Consider the following 22,733-nt stretch of genomic DNA (forward strand, 5'->3'; position numbering starts at 1 on the left):
CGTAATCATAGTCATGTTCCCCCTCTGGTCGACTTTTTTATTTGCCGTTCTGGCAATTGCGGGCGCCGTCCTGCTCATCAAAAGTATCGGGAAGATGATTGCGGTTTATGATACCAAAATTAAAATTGAATGGTCGACCCAGCTACCGGTTTTTGACTTTCCGTTAAATGAACCCGGCGCCTACGAAATTGCGGTTAAACGGCCGTCGATTTCCGGAATTATTCCGACCAATATTCCCTTTCAGTTGTCCGACTTATCGGCCGGAGAAGCTGTTCCGGTGCAGGCGTTTGTCAACCTGTTATCGCAGCGGAAAGATATGTTGGGAAACCGGATTGTTCCCATTGCCGAATTTGCCATTGATCAACCCGGAAATTTCCGGATGATTAATACCGATATCACCCGATTTAAAGAAAATGATAAACTGCTGGTGATGCCCAAAACTGGCTCAAAAGGTTTCCTGCTAATTTTTGCCATTTTGTTTTCGGCCATCCTTTTTATTGGCGGTTTGGTGCTGTTTATTCTGTCGCTGGTGAAGAAATAAAAAGAAACCGGGTGGAAAAACGAGAAAGTGAAAGCCGGTTTCTTTTAGGAAAAGTAATAAAATGGCAGTGCTTTCTTTTTTGAAATTGTAGTATTTTTTACTTGTGTTTTTATATTTTTACAAAATCAAAAAATAACTCATATGTAATTATTTAGTGACTATAAAAATATCGCTAGGTAATTTATTCGTTCTCCTATCCGCTGTCCTGATGATTTCACTTTCCCCGGTTTTTTACTGGATTTCAACGCGCCCGTTTTCAACTGTGCGGGATGCATCCGTTTATCATTTTCCCTCCAGATTGTATTCCCAATTCAGTCGGGTTATGTCTTAAATCACCTGTTTGCATACTACATGCCACGCATCATCGGTGACGTATATGTACGCCGGTGAGGTGTATATATTCTAAAATCGCATTTTCCTCTTTAACCACTTATTTCACTTCTGTACATGCATCAATTTTACCCAAACGTAATGAACGGATTGGCACTGGCGGCCCATTCAAAGACCGTGCGGTTTTTCCGTAAATCACCGGCCAATACTAAACTATTCCGTTCGCTTCTAATCAGCCTTGGGCTACTGATTTCATCCCTGGCCTTTGCTGGTGCCGACCCTCATCCGGATTACGCACCACTGGCTGCGTTTTATAATGCTACGAATGGCCCCGGCTGGAAGAATTCAAATAAGTGGTTGACGGATAATAACCCCTGTGGATGGTATGGGATTGGATGTACGGATAACCGGGTAACTTCTCTTAATCTGGAAAATAATAGCTTAACAGGGTCCATTCCAGCTACGATAGAAAATTTGACAGAATTAAGGAATCTGAACCTGGGCTTTAATCAGTTGACCGGATTGATTCCCGCCAGTCTGGGAAATCTGGCAAAACTGCAAACTCTTGAATTGGTCACTAATCAATTAAGTGGAGAGATTCCCACTACTTTGGGAAATTTAACCAAACTGCGATCACTTTACCTGCTAAACAATCAATTAAGTGGGGGAATTCCAGTCAGCCTGGGTAACCTGACTGACTTACAGGAACTTAATTTACTTAGTAATCAATTGAGTGGCTCCATTCCCGGTGCCTTAGGCAACCTGACTAATCTGAGGAAGCTCCTGTTGCTGAATAATAAATTAAGTAGTACAATTCCGGGGAGCTTGGGGAAACTGATCAACCTTCAGGAACTTTATCTATTCGGTAATGAATTAAGCGGGGAGATACCTGCCGAGTTAGGGAAGCTAACCAACCTTCAGCAACTTTACCTGAACAATAATAAATTAAGTGGAAATATACCGGCCAGTCTGGGAAATCTTATCGATCTGAAAGAGCTAAGTTTATATGAAAATAAATTAAGTGGAAATATACCGGCCAGTCTGGGGAATCTGACTAATCTACAAACTCTCCTTTTGAGTACCAATCAGTTAAGTGGTGAGATTCCGGCCAGCTTCGGCAACTTGACCAATCTCCTTGATCTTTCCTTGTATAGTAATGAGTTGATCGGAGGAATCCCTAATAGCTTGGGTAACCTAACGAATCTGCAATATCTTTCCTTATCCAGCAATAAACTAAGCGGGGAAATACCGGCGAGCCTGGGAAATCTAACCAATCTGCAATACTTCTTTCTGGAATACAATAACCTAAGCGGTAGCATTCCCAGCAGTTTAGGGAATTTGACCAAACTGGAGTATTTTTCTGTTTATAAAAACAGAATGAGTGGCTTTATCCCCAGCACACTGGGAAATCTCATTAAGCTTCAAAATTTATATTTACACGACAACCAGTTCGTTGGAGCGATACCGGCCAGCCTTGGAAATTTGACCAAACTGCAAACTCTTTTCCTGAATAACAATAAATTAAGTGGTTGCTTCCCGTCATCATTGCTAACGCTTTGTGGTAAAAACGTTAGTTTTGGCAACAATCCCGGCCTGCCCGGTGGCGGCAATTTTGCCGCTTTCTGCAACAACGAGCCGGGTAGCAATACCATGCCAGCACCAACATTGGCGCTGTCAACTGGTGTTTCACAACCGGTTTTTCAAAACGCGTCTTCGGTTTCACTCACCGTTTCCGGCTGCGAAGGTGGAACGGTTAACTGGGCGGGGCCGAATAATGCGAAAGGCACGGGCGCAACGATTCCAGTCTCTACGGCCGCCGTCGGCACTTTGGTGTATTCGGCAACCTGCACCGTTGGCAATTGCGTGAGTCCGTCAGGAACTGCGTCCGTCGTAATCAGCCCTGCCACCGGCAATTTCGACGGATTTGTTTACGGTGTCGATTGTGAAACATTCCGGGGCTGGGCCTGGGATCGCGATAAAGGCAATACTGTTATTTCGGTCGATATTCTGGACGGGGCTACAGTCATCGCTACGATTCCCGCCGGTAATTTTCGGCAGGATCTGCTCAACGCGGGAAAAGGCAATGGCAAACATGCTTTCACTTTTCCCATTCCGGCCAATCTGAAAGATGGGCAACCGCATCAGTTTACGGCCCGGGTAGCGGGAAGTAACTTCCAACTGAAAAATCCGCCCAAACCGCTGACCTGCCAGGGAACCGGCGGACCGGTGAACCAGCCGCCTATTGCCCCAACGACAATCCCTGGTAACATAACAACGTCGACTAATTATTTCTATTCGTTAAACTTACCGGCTTTTATTGACCCGGAAAATGGAACCTTGAACCACGAATTGACGGGTTTGCCCAGCGGGTTAAGTTTTACCGCTGCTACTCGCCTGATCAGTGGAATCTCCACTACTAGCGGCATTTTTATTTTGACCTATTCTGCTACCGACAACCAAGGAGCTAAAAGTCAAGTCACTATCGAATTTGTCTTAATTCCTGCTCCGGTGGTTAATCAGCCGCCCATTGCGCCAGTGACCAATCCATTGTCAACAACGATTGGTATGCCTTTTAGTGTTACATTACCAGTGTTCACCGATCCGGAAAGCCAGTCGTTGACCTATTCACTATTTGGGTTGCCTGATGGTCTGGGTTTTACGGGCAGTAACCGTACCATCATCGGCACGGCGGCCGTTGGGATGGCCGGTTGGTATGTACTGACCTATTCGGCAAGCGACGGCACGAATACTACGCCCGTTAATTTCACCTTGGCAGTAAATCCGGGGAACACGACTCCGCCACCGGTGGTGACGGGGGAATTTGAAGGGTATTTGTCGGTGGTTAACTGTCAGGAAATGCGGGGTTGGGTCTGGGATCGCAACAAACCCAATATGCCGTTGATGGTGGAATTCTTTTCGGACGGTATTTCCATCGGAACCATTGAAGCGAAGAACTATCGCCAGGATTTGAAAGATGCTCAGAAAGGCAACGGAAATCACGGTTACGTGTTTCCGACTCCGGCAAGCATCAAAGACAACGGAAACCACCAGATCAGCGCCAAAGTTCAGAACAGCAGGTATACGTTGAAAGGATCTCCGATGCTGTTTAAATGCGCTCCATCGGGTCGTTTATCGGCAGAATCGACACCAAATCAGCTTGATGTGGTCATTTTGGGTAATCCTACAAACCGGGATGCGGTCGAGGTAGAAGTGCGGGGAGTGGAAGGTCAGTCGGTGCGGCTGCAGGTGACGAATACCAGTGGACAGGTAATCACGGAGCATTTGGTGGAGCAAGCCGCTGCGGTCGAAAGGCAGATCTTGAGCCTGAAAAATCAATCGTCGGGGGTATTCATGCTGAAAGCCACCAGCGGTTCCCGATCGGTGACACTGAAAGTACTGAAGGAATAACCGCAGTTTGAAAGACCGGTTTGAAATAGTTTACGGTATTCAATGTTTTGCCCCTGAAGGGAGTTGGGGGCAAAACATTGAATTCGGCTACCATACACCAGCATTTACTTTTTCTGCTGCGACAGGAACGTGATCAGCGAGGCAAATTCTTCGTAGGACAGGGCGTTGGCCAAACCGGTCGGCATCATCGAGGTTTCCAGTTCTTTCCGGGAAACAATATCGCTGGCTTTGATGGTATAAACCTGGCCGGTAATATCCCGCAGGACCAGGCGGTTCGAGCTTTCTTCCGTTACAAAGCCCATGTAGGTTTTATTTCCTTTGGCCGTAATCTGTACCGTCGCAAAGCCCTGCGAAATCGACGCGTTGGGTTTCAGAATCGATTCGGCAATCTGTTCCCGGTTCATGATTGATCCGATTTGTCCCATAAACGGCCCTTTCATGGTTTCGCTGCGGCTCAGACTGTGGCAGGCAATGCAGCCTTGCTGCGTAAACAGCGTTTTGCCCAGGGCCGGATCGCCCGGTATTTTCGCCATCGCCAGCATCACGTCCTCAATCGACGCTTTGCCGACCTGACCCTTCTGGTTTCTGATTTTTTCAAGATCGACTTTGGTTTCTTCCTTTGCCGCCACGACTTCTTCTCCGCCAAATTCGGTGATTTCCATCCGGTGACGACCGTTCAGATCCGCGTAAAACGGCTTGCCGGTTTCGTCGGCTTTCGACCATTCCTGCGTCAGGAAATCCTTGATTGTTGGCGATGATTCCCATGTAACTCCCTTATAGTAAGGGCCGTGTGTATCGGGGCGCGTACTCCACCACCACGAACCGTCGTAATCCGCTTCCTTTTTATACAGCCGCGACAACGTAATCAAAATCTGTTTTTTCAGGCTTTCGTCCTTGGATTTCTGGTAAGCCGCAATCAATCCGTTGACGGCTTTTGGGTCGTGCATATACCGCAACGCCCAGAGCGCAATCGTCGAATTTTCGGTGCCGATGGCGTTTACGCACGCATCGACCGCGTTCAGACTCACCAGCGTCCGAACCGCAATGTGTGCCGGAACCAGGGCCGCATTGGGCGTCGCATGCGGGCCTTCCGTGCCTTTGGCCGGGGCCACAAACGAAGCCGGAACTTTCACCTGCAACAGGGCCGGGGCGGCTTCAATCCGGCCCAGACGGCCTAAACCGATGGTGGCTGCCAGCCGCACGCGCTCCGACGGATCTTTCAGTCCCTGCAAAAAGGGCTCGATGGGAACGGTTTTGAGGTACGGTTTCCGATCGGCGAGGGCGCGCAGGGCGTATTCCCGGAACTCGTTCTCCGACGTCAGTTTCACCAGATTCGGAATGCCTTCTTCACCCGCAATCTGCGCGTATGTGTACATGCCAGCCACGCGGGCAGACAGCGGCAGGCTTTTATCAGCGGCAATTTTCCACGCGGCAGGAGCGGCATTTTTGGCCGGGCGGGTCAGTAATTCCTGCTGGGCCGCCAGACGGGCCACGGCGCTACCGGATTTCAGCAAGTTTGCTAACTGGTTGACAGAGGCTTTTTTAACGTTCTCAAACGCCTTGTATTTCCAGTTGACGGGTACGGCCCGCTCCACGAACCCTTTGGCCGGGTTTCCCGAATAACCCGCACCGTCCCAGGCCGCCAGATACATCCGGCCCGACGCATCGACGTCCACGTCGGTAATCTGGGGCAGTTTGATAAATTCTTCTTCCTTCTGCGTATAACTCGGACCGTCCGGCGTTACGCGGTGAATATACAACTGGCTGCGGCCCCAGTCGGCCATCATTGGAACATGGTTGTATTTGTCCGGCCAGGTCGGATCGTCCAGGAAGAGCGAACCCGTACCGGAACCCCCGCCGACATCGACCAGCGCGGGAATGATTTCGTCCGTAAACCCCTTGAACAGAACCGGATAACCGTACTCGCCCGACTGAATCTGGTGGCTGAACCGGATGTTCCAGCCCCCGCCGTCGTTGGTGTTATCCCGCGTGAAGGTGTTCATGAGCGGGTCAATGGCAACGTCGTAAATGTTCCGCATCCCGTGGGTGTACACTTCCATTTCGGTGCCGTCCGGCCGAACGCGCACGATGCCTCCACCGAGTTGCGTCATTTTTTTACCGGAACGGTCCACGGCATCGTGGAACCCAAAATCGCCGACGGCGATGTAAATCCAGCCGTCGATGCCCATCCGAATGCCGTTGGTGGCGTGGTCGGTACCCCGGCTTTGCAGAAATTTCGGTGAACTGATGTTTTGAATGAGCGGTTTTGACGGACCATCGGCCACGCCATCCTGGTTCTTATCCTCGAAAACCACCAGATCCATGCCGCTGGCTTTACCGGTTTCGGCCGAAAACGTCGTGTGCAGCACGAAAAGCTGATCGCCGTTGGCGATGATGCCGCGCGGATTATCGACCATCGCGTATTTCGTGTGCTGGTCGACTTTGCCGTCGTTGTTGCTGTCGACCAGTTTGATCACGTACCCTTTGCCCGGCGTTTTGCCCAGCGATCCGATCATGTCCACGCCCACGAAAACCTCGCCCGTTGGTGCTACGGCCAGACAGGCCGGGCTGGGGGTCAGATCGGGGCCGGCAAAGTTGGTCAGCACAATGTCATCCGGCCCACTGGGCTGGGGCTGGGTTCTGGGTTTAGGCTGGCCCGTAGTGGTTTGGAAATCAGTGCTTTTAATCTGTGTTTCTGACGTGCCCAGCCGCCCGATCAGGGCAATCAGGATCAGGAAAACATACACCAGACTTAAGGAAATCTTCAACATGGTTTTTGGTAGTAAAAGCCTTTTCAGGGTCGCGAATAATCGAACACGAAGTAAGTCTACTTTCGGGATAAATAAAAATGGTCGGGCGGGGCGCTTACCGGCCAACGGACCGGTTTTTTCGGAGCGTGTTCGAAACGCGTGGCATACGATTATTTTTTGCCCGTTGTTGGGAACAGGCGGCTTTTTTAGTCAGAAAACTTCCGATATTGCCGGGGTGGGTTGCTGTTAAACCACTAACTGATCGCTCGTCTTCCCCAAGGGAATTTATGAAAACCGGGTTCATTATCCTACGCGTTTCTGCCCTCCGAATTTGGTTTGTCTGGCTGCTGGTGATGAGTAGTCCGGCAGTTTTTGGTCAGGTTCGGCTTCCGCGTCTGATCAGCGACGGAATGGTTTTGCAACGCGATATACCCATCAACGTCTGGGGTTGGGCCAGCGCGGACGAAACTGTCGAAATTACGCTAAACGGAAAAACCGGTAAAGCCAAAACCGGTCCCGACGGCAAATGGAAGCTCACACTGCCCGCTATGAAAGCCGGAGGGCCTTATCAACTTACCGTTCAGGGGAGTAATCAGCTGACCGTCAACGATGTGATGATTGGCGATGTCTGGGTTTGCTCGGGGCAGTCGAACATGGTGTTGCCGATGGAACGGGTCAAGGAGCGATATCCGAACGAAATTGCGCAGGCCCAAAATCCGGCGATCCGGCATTTTTTTCTGCCGACTCGCTACAACTTTCAGGGCCCAATGGATGACGTGCCGCCGGGCCGTTGGGAAGCCGCCACACCCCGGAACGTGCTGCGGTTTTCGGCGGTCGGGTATTTTTTCGCCCGTGATCTCTACGAGAAATACCACGTTCCGATTGGCCTGATCAACGCCAGCGTGGGTGGTTCTCCGGCCGAAGCCTGGTTGAGCGTCGAGGCCCTGAAAGCTTTTCCGGCCCATCTGGCCACCGTCGAAAAGCTAAAAGACAGCAGTTATGTAACCCGAATTCAGAAAAGCGAACAAAAAGCCGTCCGCGAATGGAATGCTCAGTTGCACCGACAGGATAAAGGCTGGCAGGGCGAGACAAACTGGACCGATCCAACCTACGACGCATCCCGGTGGCCGACGATGCAACTGCCCGGTTTTTGGGAAGATGCGGGCGTTCCCAAGGGCAACGGCGTGGTCTGGTTTCGGAAAGAAATCGAGGTTCCGGCCGAAATGACGAACCAACCCGCCAAGCTTTTTCTGGGCCGGATTGTCGATAGCGATTCGGTGTTTATCAACGGAATTTTTGCGGGTTCGATCGGCTACCAGTATCCGCCCCGGCGCTATGAACTGCCCGCCAATCTGCTGAAAACCGGCAAAAATACGCTGGTCGTTCGGGTGATCAACACGGCCGGAAAGGGCGGTTTTATTCCCGACAAACCGTATCAACTGGTGGCTGGCGGGCAAACCATCGACCTCAAGGGAAGCTGGCAGTATCAGGTCGGGGCGGTTTCGGGGCCAATGCCCGGCACAACTTTCTTTCAGTACAAACCGGAAGGGCTGTTCAACGCCCTAATTGCACCCCTGCTGAACTGCACGATCAAAGGCGTTATCTGGTACCAGGGCGAAGCCAACACGGAAAATGCGGGCGAATACCAACGGTCGTTTCCGGCGCTGATCGCTGATTGGCGAAATCACTGGCGGCAGGGTCAGTTTCCGTTTTTGTTTGTTCAACTGGCTAACTATCTGCCGGTTAAAAGTCAGCCTTCCGAAAGCCAGTGGGCCGAATTGCGGAATGCGCAACGAAAAACGCTGTCCGTTCCGAATACCGCTATGGTGGTTGCGACGGATGTGGGCGAGTGGAACGACATTCATCCGCTGAACAAGGAAACCGTCGGCAAACGGCTTGCGCTGGCCGCCGAACACCTAGCCTATGGCGATAAAACCGTGGTATTTTCCGGTCCGGTTTACCAATCCATGAAGCGAAAAGGTTCTAAAATCAGCCTTACGTTCTCCAACATTGGTAGCGGTCTGGTGGCTAAAGGCGGGGGTGAACTGACGCATTTCGCCATTGCGGGCGCCGACCACCGGTTTGTCTGGGCAAACGCCAAAATCAAGGGCAATCAGGTGATCGTTTGGAGCGATCAGGTGCCAAATCCGGTGGAGGTGCGCTACGCTTGGGCCGATAATCCGGACGGAGCCAATTTGTATAACCGGGAAGGCCTGCCAGCTTCGCCGTTTACCACCAGCCCCTACACCATTCGGCCCTGATCGTAAACCGATCGGATTTTTTCACCGCTGAAAACCGGATAAACTCAAACCGCCGTTCCGGAGTTAATAAAAATAAAAAACGTTTCAATGCCCCCACCAGCGTATCAGACGGCCCTCGCCCCGGATGAATTATTCGGCGATTTTTTTCTTGAAGTGCAGTTGAGTCGCATTTTTCCGGACTCCAAAACCTTCGTCGATTGCGTTCCGCTGATGGCGCCGGAAGCCATTCTGGCGTTGTATGAATCCCAAAAAAATAAACCGAATTTTTACCTGAAGGCGTTTGTCGATCAGCACTTTACCCTGCCCGATTCGCCCGCGTCCGGTTATTCCAGCGATGTGACCGTCTCGACCACAACCCACATCGATCAGCTTTGGGATGTACTGACGCGTTCACCGGATTTGCCGGTGGAAGGTAGCTCGCGGCTGCCGTTGCCGTATCCGTATGTGGTGCCGGGCGGGCGGTTTCGTGAGATTTTTTACTGGGACAGCTACTTCACCCTGCTGGGTCTGAAACAGGCCGGTCGGGTCAATCTGATCCGGAACATGGTCGATAATTTTGCGTACCTGATTGATACCTACGGTTTTATCCCCAACGGAAACCGCACGTATTTCCTCAGCCGCTCACAACCGCCGTTTTTTGCGCTGATGGTTCAACTGCTGGCCGAGCTGGATGGCCCGGACGTTCTGACGCGCTATTTGCCGCATCTGCAGCAGGAATACACGTTCTGGATGATGGGAACCGACCAACTGACCGCCGACCATCCGATGGAAAAGCGCGTGGTTCGGCTAGAGGGCGGCTCGGTGCTAAACCGGTATTTCGACGCGACTCCCCGCCCCCGGCCGGAAGCCTACCTGAAAGAAGTTGAATTGACGGAAGTGGCCAACGCGCTCGGAATTGAGTCAAAAACGCTGTATGGGCACATGCGGGCGGCCTGCGAATCGGGCTGGGATTTCAGCAGCCGGTGGTTTAACGACGGTCAGTCGCTGGCCACCACCAGCGCGGCCACGATTCTGCCGGTCGATCTGAATTGCCTGCTGTATTCACTCGAACAGACGCTGGCGAACGCTTACCGGCAGCAAGGAGATCCGGCGGAATCGGAGCGGTTTACGCAGCTGGCCGAAACCCGCAAAACCGCCATCGAACGGATCTTCTGGAACGAACACCGGGGTTTTTACCTGGATTACGATCTGATGACCAACCGGCAAACGACGGCCCTGACGCTGGCGGCTGCTTTTCCGCTGTTTTTTGGTTTGGCAACGTCCGATCAGGCGAAACAGGTCCACGACCGGCTGTGCGAGGACTTTCTGAAACCCGGCGGCTGGGTGACGACCCTGGTCCGGTCGGGGCAGCAGTGGGACGCGCCCAACGGCTGGGCGCCGTTGCAGTGGATTGTGTATAAAGGGCTGATGAACTACGGTTTTTCGGAAACGGCCGCTGAGGGCCGGGATCGCTGGCTGGCGCTCAACGACCGCGTTTTTCGGGGCACCGGCAAGCTGATGGAGAAATACAACGTAGAAGACGATACGCTGACGACGGGCGGGGGAAACTATCCCAATCAGGACGGTTTTGGCTGGACCAACGGCGTTTATTTGCAATTGATGCGGGACAAAACCGGGTGAATTTCAGGGTAGACCGGCGGTTTATTTCCCAAAACGGTTCATTTTTTTGTCCGTCATTACACAACCTTTACAGAAAATTTGCTGGATTGTCGGAAAGGGTTGCTTATTTTGCACCTGTATGGTCACTGACTTCTGTCAAATTCTATGTCATTGAAAAAAACCAAGATTGTTGCCACGGTCGGCCCGGCGTCCGACACCAAAGAAAAACTGCTGGCTTTGGCCCGCGCCGGTGTGAATGTTTTCCGGCTGAATTTTTCCCACGGTTCCCACGAAGATCACCTGGCCCGCATCCGGAACATTCGGGAAATCAACGAAGAATACGGTTTTAACCTCGCCATTCTGCAGGATTTGCAGGGTCCTAAAATTCGGATCGGTAAAGTGGAGGACGAAAATGGCGTCATGATTTACCCCGGTAATAAGCTGGTATTTACCAATGAGGATATCATTGGAACCGCCGAACGCGTCAGCACACCCTACAAGGGCATGTTCCGCGACGTTCGGAACGGCGAGCGAATCCTGCTGGATGATGGTAAACTGGAAGTAAAAGTAATCGGTACGGACGGCACCGACGTCATCACGGAAGTGGTATACGGCGGACCGCTGAAATCGAAAAAAGGCGTGAACCTGCCGAATACGAAGGTTTCGATGCCTTCGGTAACCGAGAAAGATTTTGAAGACCTGGATTTTGGTCTGGAAAACGAAGTCGACTGGATTGCGCTGTCGTTTGTGCGGCAGGCGTCGGAGATCCTGGAAATCAAGGAATACATTCGGGCGCGGGGCAAATCGTGCCGCGTGATTGCAAAGCTTGAAAAACCGGAAGCCATTCTGAACATCGACGAAATCGTTGCGGCTACCGATGGCGTGATGGTGGCGCGTGGCGATTTGGGGGTTGAACTGCCCGCCGAAGAAGTTCCGATGATTCAGAAAATGATCGTGGAGAAAGCGAACAAAGCGGCCAAACCGGTGATCGTGGCCACGCAGATGCTTGAAAGCATGATCGACTCGCCCCGCCCAACCCGCGCCGAAGTCAACGACATTGCCAACTCTGTGCTGGACGGGGCTGATGCCGTGATGCTCAGCGCCGAGACGGCCTCGGGGAAATACCCGATTCTGGCGGTCGAGAACATGACCAATACCATTCTGAAAGTTGAAGAACTGAGCGATAAAATCTACTACCGCTACCACGCGTTCGTCAATGAACAACCGGGCAAGAATGTCCTGAACGACAACGTGGTGATGAGTGCGTGCCGTCTGGCCCGCGACACCAAAGCAAAGGCAATCATTGGCATTACCACCTCGGGTTATACGGCCTTCCGGTTGTCGCACCACCGTCCGAAAGCGGGTTTGTACGTGTTCTCATCGAACAAGACGATGATGAACACGCTGGCGCTGTATTGGGGCGTTCAGGTGATGCCGTACGAGCCGAATCCGGCGAACACGGTCGATGAAACGGTTTCCGAAATCAAGGACCTGCTGGTGAAACGCGGTGTGCTGTCATCGGGGGATATTTTCATCAACACACTCAGCATGCCGTTGATGGAAAACCTGAAAACGAATACGGTGAAGTTGAGCGTGGTGGAGTAAGAGTGCTTGAGTTATTTCGCAGAGTTAAGCTGAGTAAAAGGGAGTTGAGCAGAGAGGTATTACGAATCTCCGCTCAACTCCTTTTTTTCTCTGCTTAACTCTGCGAAACATTAGCTAAACTTTGCGAACTAACTTCTTTATACTTCCGCTGGAAATAACCGAAAGAAACGAGAATCAGTACGCCATACACGACGGAAATGATGTACGCTGAGTACACGAAGAAGTCGAGGAAGCTGATGTTGGGCTGGCCGAAGTTTTTGTAGAGCGTAACCGCCACGCTGCCCATGTACCCGTAATAATCTGCCAGCGTGACGATAAATCCGACCGTGCTGACGTACCGGAACGAAGCTACCAATCGCTCGAAATACAGCCCGTTACACGGCACGTAAGCCCCGTACAGACCCAATCCGACGAGCGTAAACCAGGTCCCCGGCGACAGGATTCCCCGCTGAAAAAGCCAGGTGCTGAGCCCGATCAGCACGGCGGCCAGGAGCATCACGATGTTGATAAGCCGGAAAGCCAGAAAATTGTCTTTCACCAGTTGCAGCATACCCATCACCACCAGAATCCCAAGGGCAACGGTGGTTTCCGTTTGCGTAAAAACCGCCGGGTTGGTGATGCCCACCGCCGAAAGAATTTCGGGGGCAAAATTATCGCGGAAATCGCGGAAGGCCGACAGCAGCACGTAGGAGACGATGAGCGTCGTGAGGCCGACGGAAAAAGTCTGCAGAAACTGCTGCCGTTCGGTCTGGTTCATGGGTCGGCGTTCGGTTCGGAGGGCCTGATCTTCGGGCGAAGGCGGTGGCAGGAGCGTCATCATCCAGACCGAAATCAGCAGCGGAACGACAAACAGCAAACCGGTGACAAACGGCAGCCAGAATTCCGAAATTCCCCAGGCGCTGCGGATCGTCAGCGCGACGGTTTTGACAAAACCTGATGCAAAAATGAACGACGCCGTCAGGCCCGCAACCAGCGCATCGGTTTGCCGCCGACCTTCCAGAAAGCCGAGCATAATGCCGTAGACCATGCCCAGCGGCAGGCCGTTCAGGAACAGAAAAACGATGTTGTAGGGTGGGGGCGTGAGCGCAAAACCCAGCAGGGCGAGTTCGGCCAAACCGATGAAAAGCAGGACGTTCAGGGCCCGTTGGGCCGGTTTCATTTCCGATACCACTTTCACGCCAATCCGCTTGGAAACCGCATAACCGAGCACCTGCGCCGTGATGAGCCAGATTTTGTAGTTGATTCCGGCGTAGCTCATGCCCTCAAAAACCACCGCCGTGATTCCTTTCCGGAACGCGTACATGCAGGCATACGTGCAAAAGGCCGCAACCGCCCCAAAAATGACAAAGATGACCGGATTACGTAAAATGGATTTGCTCGACATTCCGATTCGTTTGATCACAAATTACACATGATTTGGCAATAGACGACGCGCCCGGGCCTAAAAATCAAAATTCGCCCTGCTTCCCATCAAAAAGTGAATTCTGGTATTAAGATTGTGTTATGGAAATAATAAAAACCGCATACCGAACTGGCTGACTCTTTCGTATATATTCTTACATTCACATTTGCCACAACCCGAATACAACCGATATGAGCGCACATACGATCACCAATGGATGTCTGCTGATCGCTGAACCGTTTCTGGGCGATCCCAATTTTGAACGAAGTGTCGTGCTGGTGTGCGACCATAATGAGGACGGAACCTTTGGCCTGGTGCTGAACCAGTTAGCGCAAGTGAAGCTGAACGATGTGCTGACCGATGAGATGTACCACGACTATTCGCTGTATGTCGGCGGACCGGTTCAGCAAAATACCCTGCATTACATTCACCGGCTGGGTCACGCGCTGGAAGAATCGATCGAACTGCCCAACGGCCTCTACTGGAGCGGAAATTTCGACCGGCTCCGGCAACTGATCAATGCCGGAGCCGTCAAAGAAACCGACGTGCGGTTTTTTGTCGGCTACTCCGGCTGGTCGGGTGGGCAACTGGCCGACGAAATGGCCCAAAACGCCTGGATTGTAACGCAGGCCAACTCGAACTTCATTTTTGATACTCCCTCCGACCAGTTCTGGCGGGGCATCCTGCGCCAGATGGGCGGCCAGTACCGGGTGCTTTCGCATTACCCGGTTGACCCGCGGTTGAATTGATTTGGAATGACGATTGACCATTGACGAATGACCATCGTCGATCGTCAATGGTCAATCGTCATTTCTCTTAATTTTTGTGAAAATGCCCCGAAACTTCGGGCTCTTGCCGTAAGATAACTGAATTTCTCCCGTTATTTGTCTGCCGGTTCATCGTCAGGAAGAGGGACCGATCCGTTTATTTCCCAAAAACTGTATAAATGAAAGTCAGACTACTTATACTATTCGCGTTATCGTTCGCTTCATTTTCTTCGTTTGCTCAGCTTCAGGGGGTGTTTGGTCTTAAAATCGGTGCCAATTCGGCCACGACCGCTCAGGAAGGCGTTACGCCATATATTTCGCGTTTTCACACGTCATTTCATTTGGGCGGTGTTTATCGTCTGCGTTACAAGAGTTTTGTCGTGCAGCCGGAACTGTTGTATTCATTGAAAGGAGGAACGTTCAAACGCCTGGGCGTCAATTCGCAGATCATCCGCAATAATTATAATTACCTGTCGGTGCCGGTAATGCTGGGCTGGATTCCCACCGAAGGCATCGCCATTCAGGCCGGGCCCGAGTTCAGTTACGCCCTTAATACGCCCAAAACAAACGGACCGGGGCAACGCTCGGATACCGGAATTGCCGTTGGCATTCACTACGACTTTCTGGATATGGCCGAGAAATTCAGCCTGAACCTGCGGTACATTTACGGCTTGAACAATATCTCCGACAATTCCATCGTAAAGTATTACAACCGCACGTATCAGGTCTCAATCGTGTATAATTTCTACAAGAAGAAGTAGCGAATCCGCTCGATCCGGCTGTTATCGGCACCGGGTTTGCCGTAGCCATTTTTCCATACTTACAAGTCTGAAAACCGTACTGAACTGGAAAAAAGTGTATCTTGCAGAACGATGTTTTCAATTGTTGACGTAGAAACGACGGGGGGAATCGGTGGACAAACCCGTCTGACAGAGGTGGCTATTTTCCGATTCGACGGCGTCGAGGTGGTCGATCGTTTTCACTCGTTGCTCAATCCCCATTGCCCCATTCCGCCGTTTATTGCCCGCATGACCGGTATTTCGGACGAGATGGTGCAGTCGGCTCCGGATTTTGAAGATGTTGCCCACGAAATCGACCGCGTCACGAAAGGAGCGGTTTTTGTCGCCCACAATGCCCCTTTCGACTACGGTTTTCTGAAAAAAGAATTTTCCTGGATCGGCCTGCCGTTTGAGCGTCACCGGCTCTGCACGGTGCAACTCAGCCGCCGGATTTTTCCGGGCCTGCCCTCGTACAGCCTCGGCAAGTTGTGTCGCTCCCTCGAAATACCGGTCAAAAACCGTCACCGCGCCGATGGCGACGCCGCCGCCACCGTCAAACTGTTTGAACTGTTGCTGACGAACGACCAGCACGGACTGATCAAGTCCCGGCGGGTGAGCGTTTAAATTTTATTCCACAATTTTGTAAGCCTTTCTGGCCTCGGCCCGCGACAGTGCGTTGAAATGCCACCACTCGGTCTTGAGCGACGAAAAACCGGCTTTTTGCATAACCGAGCGCAAAAGCCGCCGGTTTTCGACCTGTTTTCGGGTTAGCTTTCCCTGTTTCAGCAATTGATCCTCTTTTTCAGGATACGCCAGCTCGCCGAAGTAATCGAATTTCGTGCCCATATCAAGCGGTTTTCCGGCCTTCGTCGCGATGGTCAGGTCGACGGCGCAACCGTAGTTATGCACCGAGCCGTTGCGCGGGTTGGAAACGTACTTCCCGCGCTCATTGACAGGCAGGTGGCTCAGGGTTTTCCACAAGTCCCACTGCGCCGAGCGGGGGCGGGTGGCGTCGTAAACCAGCAAACGGAAATCCGGATTTTTCTGCTGGAGAAAACCGCTCGCTTTCGCCAGTTTTTTTGCCGCCATCGGTTGCAGGTACGCCCGCGTCAGGTCGTCGTAGACGTCTTTCCCGACAAAATTATCCGTGGTCGAATACTTCAGGTCCACCAGAATGGTGCGGTCAACCGTCTGAATATCCACCAATCCCTGCCGGATCATGGCCCGCTCGAGCTTGCCCTGCGCAAAGAGTTGACAGGATAAATGAAGCAATAAAAAAAAACTATATCTCATGAATGATAAACACTCCGCTGAACTCCTTTTTTCTCTGCTTAACTCTGCGATATAACTCTAAAAACTATTTCGCAGAGCCAGGCGAAGACAAGCAGAGTTGAGCGGAGAGGCTTTAATACGTTGCGAAATAACGAAAAACCACCTATTTTGCTACGAATAACGTGTCCCCATAACATGGCCCTTAACTACATCTGGGTAGCTTTTTTTCTGATTGCCTTTCTAATTGCGCTCTTTAAACTGATTTTTCTGGGCGATACCGAAATCTTCAAGACCATCGTTGAAGGCTTGTTCGATTCCTCCAAAACCGCAGTGATGGACATTGCCCTGCCGCTGGCGGGCGTGATGACGTTCTTTCTGGGCTTGCTGAACATCGGCGAAAAAGCCGGTGCGATCAATTTCCTGGCCCGGATCATTGGCCCGTTTTTCAACAAACTTTTCCCGGAAGTTCCGAAAAACCATCCGGCCAACGGCCAGATGATCATGAATTTTTCGGCCAACATGCTTGGTCTCGACAACGCGGCCACGCCCTTTGGCCTGAAAGCCATGCAGAGTTTGCAGGAGCTGAATCCGCAGAAAGATACGGCCTCGAATGCCCAGATCATGTTTCTGGTGCTGCACACCTCGGGCCTGACGATCATTCCGCTGAGCATTATGGCGCAGCGGGCTATTCTGGGCGCTCAGGACCCTTCCGACATTTTCATTCCCTGCCTGATTGGAACGTATGTGGCCACCGTTTTCAGCATGTTCATTGTGGCCCTCCGGCAACGGATCAACCTGTTTAATGGGCTGGTAATGGGTTGGTTGGGCGGAGTAACGGCTTTTCTGGCGTTTGCGCTGTGGTATTTATCGTCGCTGCCGAAGGAAGAAATCGAGCAAATCTCCAAGGTGGTCGGCAACGTGACCTTGTTCGTGATCATCGTCGCGTTTCTGCTGGGTGCAATGCGGAAGAAAGTCGACATTTTCGATACGTTTATCGAAGGCGCGAAAGGCGGTTTTGAAACATCGGTTCGCATTATTCCGTATCTGGTCGGAATGCTGGTGGCTATCAGTGCGTTGCGAAACTCCGGCGCTATGGCGTATGTTGTCGATGGCATGAAATACGTGATCGGTCTGATGGGTATCAATACCGATTTTACAGATGCGCTGCCGGTAGCCCTCATGCGGCCCCTGAGCGGTAGCGCGTCGCGGGCGCTGATGATCGACGCGATGAAGGAGTTTGGCCCGGATTCGTTCGTGGGCCGCTTGTCCTGCATTTTTCAGGGAGCCGCCGACACCACGTTTTACATCGTTGCGCTCTATTTTGGCTCCGTGGGCATCAAGAAAACCCGCTACGCCATCGTGGCCGGTCTGATCGCCGATCTGGCGGGTGTCGTCGCCGGCATTGCGCTGGGGTACTTCTTTTTTCACTGAGCAAAAGCCGCTGAGAATTTGTTATCTTTGGAAAAAGAAGGTGGTACTATGGTAACGATTCCAATAGAAGTAAGCGAAGAAATCATTCAGGCTTACGGCATCAAGGCCATTCAGGAACAGTTTCAGAAACAACTTGAATGGGAAAAGCTGCGTTTGGCAGCTTTGCGTCTAAAAACTGCTTTAGATGAAGCCGGGCTGGATTACGATGAAATTGCCAGGGAAGCAAGGGCAAAAGCGTGGGAAACGTATAAATACAAGATCAAGGATAAACTTCCTCCAGAAGCCTTTGAATAAGGTTATCTGGAGCATAAGCTTATGATTAATCCACCTTCCGGAGCCAGTTTTGTAATTGATGCCAATATTCTGTTTAGCTGTTTGATTAGTGGTAAGGACGACTATCTTACTTTCTTCAAGACGAACACGGTATATGTTCCGGATTTCCTTTACGAAGAAATCCAACTGCATCAGGAAGTGATTCGGCAAAAGAGTAAAATGGTTTTGGCAGAGTTTAGAAATTATGCCTTAGCCATCTTTCAAAACTTGACAGTTGTTCCAAATCTGCTCATTTCCGATCAACACTTTTATCAGGCCTATCATTTATGTCGATTTAAATGATCTGAATTATGTAGCGCTATCTCTCGAAATGAACTTTCCGTTGCTTACCCGGGATAAGCTTTTGGTCGATGGGCTTCGCGCCAGAGGATTCGCAAATGTTATTTTATTGGATGAATTATTCAGTCAATAGGCTGATTCGTGCTTTTTATGAACATCGACCAAATACGTGAACACCTGCACCGGCTGATCGACGAGGTGGACGACATTTACGTCCTGAACGGTCTTTACCGCAACCTGTCGGCCGAAAAACGCCACCGCGAAGCCTACGAGAAGGAACAACGCGAAAAAGCGCAGGCGGCTAAAAACCGGAAAAAGTAGCAAAGAAGGAGTGTATCAGCCGCTGATGTGTGCGATCCGGCGGAACGAACAATCCTTATAATGGATTTGAACCCGGTTTTTGAGCAGATTAGCCCCTCTTTTTGTTACTTTGTGTAACTAACGAATCTGTTGCTTATGCCGTTGTCTGTCCGTCAGCGATTGCTGGCTTGCACTCTGTCTGTGTTATTTTTTGCTCAAACGGTTCATTCCCAGACCGTTCCTTCGTTTTTGAAAGCCAACCCGCGCTGGGTCGATTCGGTGTTTAACGCCATGACGCCCGACCAGCGGATTTCGCAACTCATCATGGTGGCCGGTTTTTCAAACCGGACCAAATCCTACGAAGATTCGCTGATGACGCTGGTGAAGACCTACCAGATCGGGGGCATTGTCTTCTTTCAGGGCGGACCCATCCGGCAGGCGCGGCTGATCAACCGGCTGCAAACCGTCGCCAAAGTGCCGATGCTCGTGGCGCTCGACGGCGAATGGGGGCTGGGCATGCGGCTCGACAGCACGGTGCGGTTTCCGTACCAGATGACGATGGGCGCCATTCAGGGTCGCGACGACCTGATCTATAAAATGGGCGTGTCGGTGGCCCGCCAAAGCCGTCGGCTGGGGATTCATGTCAATTTTGCCCCGGTGGCCGACGTCAACAACAATCCCAACAACCCGGTTATTAACTTCCGTTCGTTCGGCGAAGACAAGGAGGCCGTGGCCCGCAAGGCGCTGGCGTACATGAAAGGCATGCAGGACAATGGTTTGCTGACTTCGCTGAAGCACTTTCCCGGCCACGGAGATACCGGAACGGACTCGCACTTTGATTTACCGCTGATCTCGAAAAACCGCGAGCAACTGGACCAACTGGAACTGTATCCATTCCGGAAACTGATCGATGCGGGGGCTGCGGGCGTGATGATTGCCCACCTGAACATTCCGGCGCTGGATCCGACGCCCAACCTACCAAGCACGCTTTCGCGCAAAGTGGTCACGGATTTGCTGAAAAATGAACTGGGTTTCGGAGGACTGATTTATTCCGACGCCATGAACATGCAAGGCGTCACGAAGTATTTTCCTTCCGGAATTGCCGATCGCATGGGCCTGGAAGCGGGCATGGATGTGCTCGAATACACGCTCGATATTCCGCGGGCCATTGCGGAGGTAAAACAGGCCATCGCCGACGGACGGCTTTTGCAGGCCGACATCGACGCCCGTTGCCGTAAGGTGCTGGCGGCCAAAGCCTGGGCGGGCCTGGATCGCTATAAGCCGGTTGACCTGATGAACCTCGTTCGGGATTTGAACGAACCGGAATCGAACCTGATCAATCGTCTGCTGACGGAAGAAGCCCTGACGGTTTTGAAAAATGAAAAGGAACCGTCCGGCGAACCGCTGATTCCGCTGCTGAACCTGAGCACCAAACGAATTGCGTCGATTTCGCTGGATGCGGCTCAGGAAACGTCGTTCCAGAAAATGCTCGCCAATTACACGGCGGTGAAATCGTTCAACATCGCGGCCACGACGGCGGATACGACGATTGAGCGGATTCGGAACGAACTGAAAGACTACGATGTGTTGCTGGTCGGTGTGCATTTGAGCAACATTCGTCCGGCGGTGCAATACGGCGTTACGCCCAAAACTGTCGCTTTGCTGAAAGAATTGTGCGAAACCGGTAAAGCCGTGGTGTCGGTTTTTGGCAATCCGTACGCCCTGAACAAGCTCGAAGGGCTGGACAAAACGCGGGGTCTGATCATGGCGTATCAGTTGACTTCGTTTACGGAAGAACTTTCCGCTCAACTGATTTTTGGCGCGATTCCGGCGAAAGGCAAACTACCCGTGACGGTAAACGAGCAGTACAAACTGAACGACGGAATTGCTACCTCTTCGATCAGTCGGCTGAAATACACGATTCCGGAAGAAGTGGGCGTCGATTCGTATTTCCTGACGGCAAAAGTCGATTCGCTGATGCAGGTGGCGCTGGAACAGAAGGCAACGCCGGGGGGCGTGGTCGAGATGGCGAAAGACGGCAAGGTGATTTTCCGGAAAGCTTACGGCACGCATACCTACGAAGGCTTGACGCCGACGAAGGAGGATGATTTGTTCGATCTGGCATCCGTCACGAAAGTCAGCACTTCGGTCCCGGCGCTGATGCGGCTGGTCGACGAAGGCAAATTCGATTTGAACAAAACGATGGCAGATTACCTGCCGTCGTTCAAAAACTCCAACAAGGCCGATCTGGTCTGGCGCGATGTGCTGACGCACCAGGCCGGTTTGAAAGCATCGATTGCGTTCTGGATGGACACCAAAAATCCCGATGGAACCTGGAAGGATAAAACGTTCAGCGAAGAGAAACACGGGCCGTACAAAGTGGAGATTACGGACCATCTCTTCATGCATAAAAAATACAGGAAAACCATTTTTGAAACGATCCGGGATTCGCCGGTGAGCGCCAAAAAAGACTACGTGTACAGCGATTTGTCGTTTATTCTGTACCCACAGATCGTGGAAAAAATGACTGATGAGAAATTTGAGGATTACCTGAAGAAGAATATCTACGAACCGCTGGGCGCTACGACGCTGACCTTCAATCCGATGCGGTTTTACCCGTTGCCGCGCATCGTGCCGACGGAGTACGACTCGGTTTTTCGGAAGACGCTGGTGTGGGGCCGCGTCCACGACGAAGGTGCCGCTATGCTCGGCGGGCTGTCGGGGCATGCCGGTTTGTTTGGAACTTCCAACGACCTGCTGAAACTGGCGCAGATGTATTTGCAAAAGGGCTATTACGGTGGAAAACAGTTTATTAGCCCACAGACGATGACGGAATTTACGCGGTACCAATTCCCCGAAAAAGGCAGTCGGCGCGGCATCGGTTTCGACAAACCGACGTTCAAATATTCGGGTAATGCGCCAAAAAATGCCAGTCCGCAGAGTTTCGGGCATTCCGGTTTTACGGGAACGTTCATCTGGGTCGATCCGCAGTATAATATCTCGTACGTGTTTATGTCGAACCGGGTTTACCCGAGTCGCAGCCATAACAAACTCATTACGCTGAACATCCGGACCAACGTCGCCGACGCCTTGTATCAGGCCATTTTGCGGGGACCAACGTCGAATGTGTCCACCATTCTGGCGACGCCGTAAAACCGGTCGGTATCCGTTGGGCGGTTTTGGGAAAGCGGAAGTGCAACTGGAACTCTAACTTTTGGACTGATGAAAAATTACCTGCTGCGCCTGGTCGACTACGAGCAATGGGCCAACCGGGCGGTCATTGATGCGTTGGGCAGCGTTGCCAACCCGCCCCACCGGGCCGTTGAGCTGATGGGCCATGTCCTGTCGGCGCAGCAGGTCTGGATGTCGCGGTTGACGGGTGAAATCAGTTATGTAGCCATCTGGGAGGACATTCCGATTGCGTGGATGGGCGAAACCTCCGACCGGAATTTTCGGCGGTTAAAAACCTTTCTGGAAGGCGAATCCGAGGAAAGCCTGGTTCAGTTGATTGCCTACAAAAACTCCGTGGGTGAACCCTTTGAAAGTCCGCTGACGGATATTTTACTGCACCTGAGTCACCACGCGGCTTACCACCGGGGCCAGATCGTTCAATTGATTCGTCCGCAACTAACCGAAGCACCGAAAACCGACTTTATTTTCTGGGCGCGAATGTGAT

General features: G+C 51.9%; 17 protein-coding genes and 1 pseudogene. 15 read left to right on the top strand and 3 right to left on the bottom strand.

All coding sequences use genetic code 11. From position 1 onward, the window contains the following. Nucleotides 1–13 precede the first annotated feature (13 nt). The 3 genes and pseudogenes from GJJ30_RS22930 (at nt 14) to GJJ30_RS32410 (ending at nt 4,279) form a co-directional block, all read left to right on the top strand. Nucleotides 14–541, top strand: coding sequence for a hypothetical protein (locus GJJ30_RS22930; RefSeq protein ID WP_154177533.1), 528 nt, complete (start codon nt 14–16; stop codon nt 539–541). Nucleotides 542–1,012: 471 nt separating this feature from the next. Continuing rightward, nucleotides 1,013–2,383: pseudogene (locus GJJ30_RS32685) on the top strand (leucine-rich repeat domain-containing protein); the annotation flags it as partial. A 33-nt stretch (nt 2,384–2,416) separates the two neighbouring features. Continuing rightward, nucleotides 2,417–4,279 (top strand): putative Ig domain-containing protein, encoded by a 1,863-nt coding sequence (locus tag GJJ30_RS32410; RefSeq protein ID WP_229313360.1) that lies wholly within the window; start codon nt 2,417–2,419, stop codon nt 4,277–4,279. 104 nt (nt 4,280–4,383) lie between these two features. On the opposite strand, the gene GJJ30_RS22940 is transcribed toward GJJ30_RS32410, so the two are convergent. After that, nucleotides 4,384–7,050, bottom strand: a complete 2,667-nt coding sequence (locus tag GJJ30_RS22940; RefSeq protein WP_154177535.1) for a PQQ-dependent sugar dehydrogenase — start codon at nt 7,048–7,050, stop codon at nt 4,384–4,386. A 266-nt stretch (nt 7,051–7,316) separates the two neighbouring features. Here GJJ30_RS22940 and GJJ30_RS22945 point away from each other — a divergent pair, with 266 nt between their 5' ends. The 3 genes from GJJ30_RS22945 (at nt 7,317) to pyk (ending at nt 12,494) form a co-directional block, all read left to right on the top strand. Then, the gene (locus tag GJJ30_RS22945) at nt 7,317–9,290 is read left to right on the top strand and encodes a sialate O-acetylesterase (protein ID WP_205880602.1); all 1,974 of its coding nucleotides are present in this window, start codon (nt 7,317–7,319) and stop codon (nt 9,288–9,290) included. 87 nt (nt 9,291–9,377) lie between these two features. Next, nucleotides 9,378–10,910, top strand: coding sequence for an alpha,alpha-trehalase TreA (treA, locus tag GJJ30_RS22950; RefSeq protein ID WP_154177536.1), 1,533 nt, complete (start codon nt 9,378–9,380; stop codon nt 10,908–10,910). Nucleotides 10,911–11,054: 144 nt separating this feature from the next. Continuing rightward, nucleotides 11,055–12,494, top strand: coding sequence for a pyruvate kinase (gene pyk, locus GJJ30_RS22955; RefSeq protein WP_154177537.1), 1,440 nt, complete (start codon nt 11,055–11,057; stop codon nt 12,492–12,494). 94 nt (nt 12,495–12,588) lie between these two features. Here the strand turns inward: pyk and GJJ30_RS22960 are convergent, their stop codons facing one another. After that, nucleotides 12,589–13,878: a DUF5690 family protein gene (locus tag GJJ30_RS22960; protein WP_154177538.1), complete on the bottom strand. Its 1,290-nt coding sequence runs from the start codon at nt 13,876–13,878 to the stop codon at nt 12,589–12,591. A gap of 209 nt (nt 13,879–14,087) precedes the next feature. Between GJJ30_RS22960 and GJJ30_RS22965 the strand changes: the two genes are divergently transcribed. The 3 genes from GJJ30_RS22965 (at nt 14,088) to GJJ30_RS22975 (ending at nt 16,066) form a co-directional block, all read left to right on the top strand. Beyond that, complete coding sequence (locus GJJ30_RS22965; RefSeq protein WP_154177539.1) at nt 14,088–14,645, top strand: YqgE/AlgH family protein; 558 nt, start codon at nt 14,088–14,090, stop codon at nt 14,643–14,645. 197 nt (nt 14,646–14,842) lie between these two features. Further along, entirely contained in the window at nt 14,843–15,424 is a 582-nt protein-coding gene (locus GJJ30_RS22970; RefSeq protein WP_154177540.1) for a porin family protein, read from the top strand. Nucleotides 15,425–15,535: 111 nt separating this feature from the next. After that, a complete protein-coding gene (locus tag GJJ30_RS22975) occupies nt 15,536–16,066 on the top strand; it encodes a 3'-5' exonuclease (RefSeq protein WP_154177541.1) in 531 nt (176 codons plus the stop codon). 3 nt (nt 16,067–16,069) lie between these two features. Here the strand turns inward: GJJ30_RS22975 and GJJ30_RS22980 are convergent, their stop codons facing one another. Beyond that, the gene (locus GJJ30_RS22980; protein WP_154177542.1) at nt 16,070–16,735 is read right to left on the bottom strand and encodes a M15 family metallopeptidase; all 666 of its coding nucleotides are present in this window, start codon (nt 16,733–16,735) and stop codon (nt 16,070–16,072) included. A 174-nt stretch (nt 16,736–16,909) separates the two neighbouring features. Here GJJ30_RS22980 and GJJ30_RS22985 point away from each other — a divergent pair, with 174 nt between their 5' ends. From GJJ30_RS22985 to GJJ30_RS23005, 6 genes are all read left to right on the top strand, one after another. Next, a complete protein-coding gene (locus tag GJJ30_RS22985) occupies nt 16,910–18,145 on the top strand; it encodes a nucleoside recognition domain-containing protein (RefSeq protein WP_154177543.1) in 1,236 nt (411 codons plus the stop codon). Between the two features lie 27 nt (nt 18,146–18,172). Then, nucleotides 18,173–18,439, top strand: coding sequence for a hypothetical protein (locus GJJ30_RS22990; protein ID WP_154177544.1), 267 nt, complete (start codon nt 18,173–18,175; stop codon nt 18,437–18,439). A gap of 21 nt (nt 18,440–18,460) precedes the next feature. Continuing rightward, nucleotides 18,461–18,760, top strand: a complete 300-nt coding sequence (locus GJJ30_RS22995; RefSeq protein WP_154177545.1) for a PIN domain-containing protein — start codon at nt 18,461–18,463, stop codon at nt 18,758–18,760. Nucleotides 18,761–18,907: 147 nt separating this feature from the next. Then, nucleotides 18,908–19,078 carry a hypothetical protein gene (locus GJJ30_RS32080; RefSeq protein ID WP_170299262.1) on the top strand — a complete coding sequence of 57 codons (171 nt, stop codon included), beginning with the start codon at nt 18,908–18,910 and terminating at the stop codon, nt 19,076–19,078. Between the two features lie 135 nt (nt 19,079–19,213). Next, complete coding sequence (locus tag GJJ30_RS23000; protein ID WP_154177546.1) at nt 19,214–22,210, top strand: serine hydrolase domain-containing protein; 2,997 nt, start codon at nt 19,214–19,216, stop codon at nt 22,208–22,210. A gap of 69 nt (nt 22,211–22,279) precedes the next feature. Beyond that, complete coding sequence (locus GJJ30_RS23005) at nt 22,280–22,732, top strand: DinB family protein (RefSeq protein ID WP_154177547.1); 453 nt, start codon at nt 22,280–22,282, stop codon at nt 22,730–22,732. The last annotated feature ends 1 nt before the right edge of the window (nt 22,733 follow it).

It is taken from the genome of Larkinella terrae (assembly GCF_009668025.1).
Classification (GTDB): domain Bacteria; phylum Bacteroidota; class Bacteroidia; order Cytophagales; family Spirosomataceae; genus Larkinella; species Larkinella terrae.

Coding starts and splice junctions, on each gene's coding strand:
- treA (WP_154177536.1), top strand. CDS start 9,378: ATGCCCCCACCAGCGTATCAGACGGCCCTCGCCCCGGATGAATTATTC.
- pyk (WP_154177537.1), top strand. CDS start 11,055: ATGTCATTGAAAAAAACCAAGATTGTTGCCACGGTCGGCCCGGCGTCC.
- GJJ30_RS22985 (WP_154177543.1), top strand. CDS start 16,910: ATGGCCCTTAACTACATCTGGGTAGCTTTTTTTCTGATTGCCTTTCTA.
- GJJ30_RS22945 (WP_205880602.1), top strand. CDS start 7,317: ATGAAAACCGGGTTCATTATCCTACGCGTTTCTGCCCTCCGAATTTGG.
- GJJ30_RS23005 (WP_154177547.1), top strand. CDS start 22,280: ATGAAAAATTACCTGCTGCGCCTGGTCGACTACGAGCAATGGGCCAAC.
- GJJ30_RS22965 (WP_154177539.1), top strand. CDS start 14,088: ATGAGCGCACATACGATCACCAATGGATGTCTGCTGATCGCTGAACCG.
- GJJ30_RS22940 (WP_154177535.1), bottom strand. CDS start 7,050: ATGTTGAAGATTTCCTTAAGTCTGGTGTATGTTTTCCTGATCCTGATT.
- GJJ30_RS23000 (WP_154177546.1), top strand. CDS start 19,214: ATGCCGTTGTCTGTCCGTCAGCGATTGCTGGCTTGCACTCTGTCTGTG.
- GJJ30_RS22980 (WP_154177542.1), bottom strand. CDS start 16,735: ATGAGATATAGTTTTTTTTTATTGCTTCATTTATCCTGTCAACTCTTT.
- GJJ30_RS22995 (WP_154177545.1), top strand. CDS start 18,461: ATGATTAATCCACCTTCCGGAGCCAGTTTTGTAATTGATGCCAATATT.
- GJJ30_RS22930 (WP_154177533.1), top strand. CDS start 14: ATGTTCCCCCTCTGGTCGACTTTTTTATTTGCCGTTCTGGCAATTGCG.
- GJJ30_RS22975 (WP_154177541.1), top strand. CDS start 15,536: ATGTTTTCAATTGTTGACGTAGAAACGACGGGGGGAATCGGTGGACAA.
- GJJ30_RS22960 (WP_154177538.1), bottom strand. CDS start 13,878: ATGTCGAGCAAATCCATTTTACGTAATCCGGTCATCTTTGTCATTTTT.
- GJJ30_RS22970 (WP_154177540.1), top strand. CDS start 14,843: ATGAAAGTCAGACTACTTATACTATTCGCGTTATCGTTCGCTTCATTT.
- GJJ30_RS32080 (WP_170299262.1), top strand. CDS start 18,908: ATGAACATCGACCAAATACGTGAACACCTGCACCGGCTGATCGACGAG.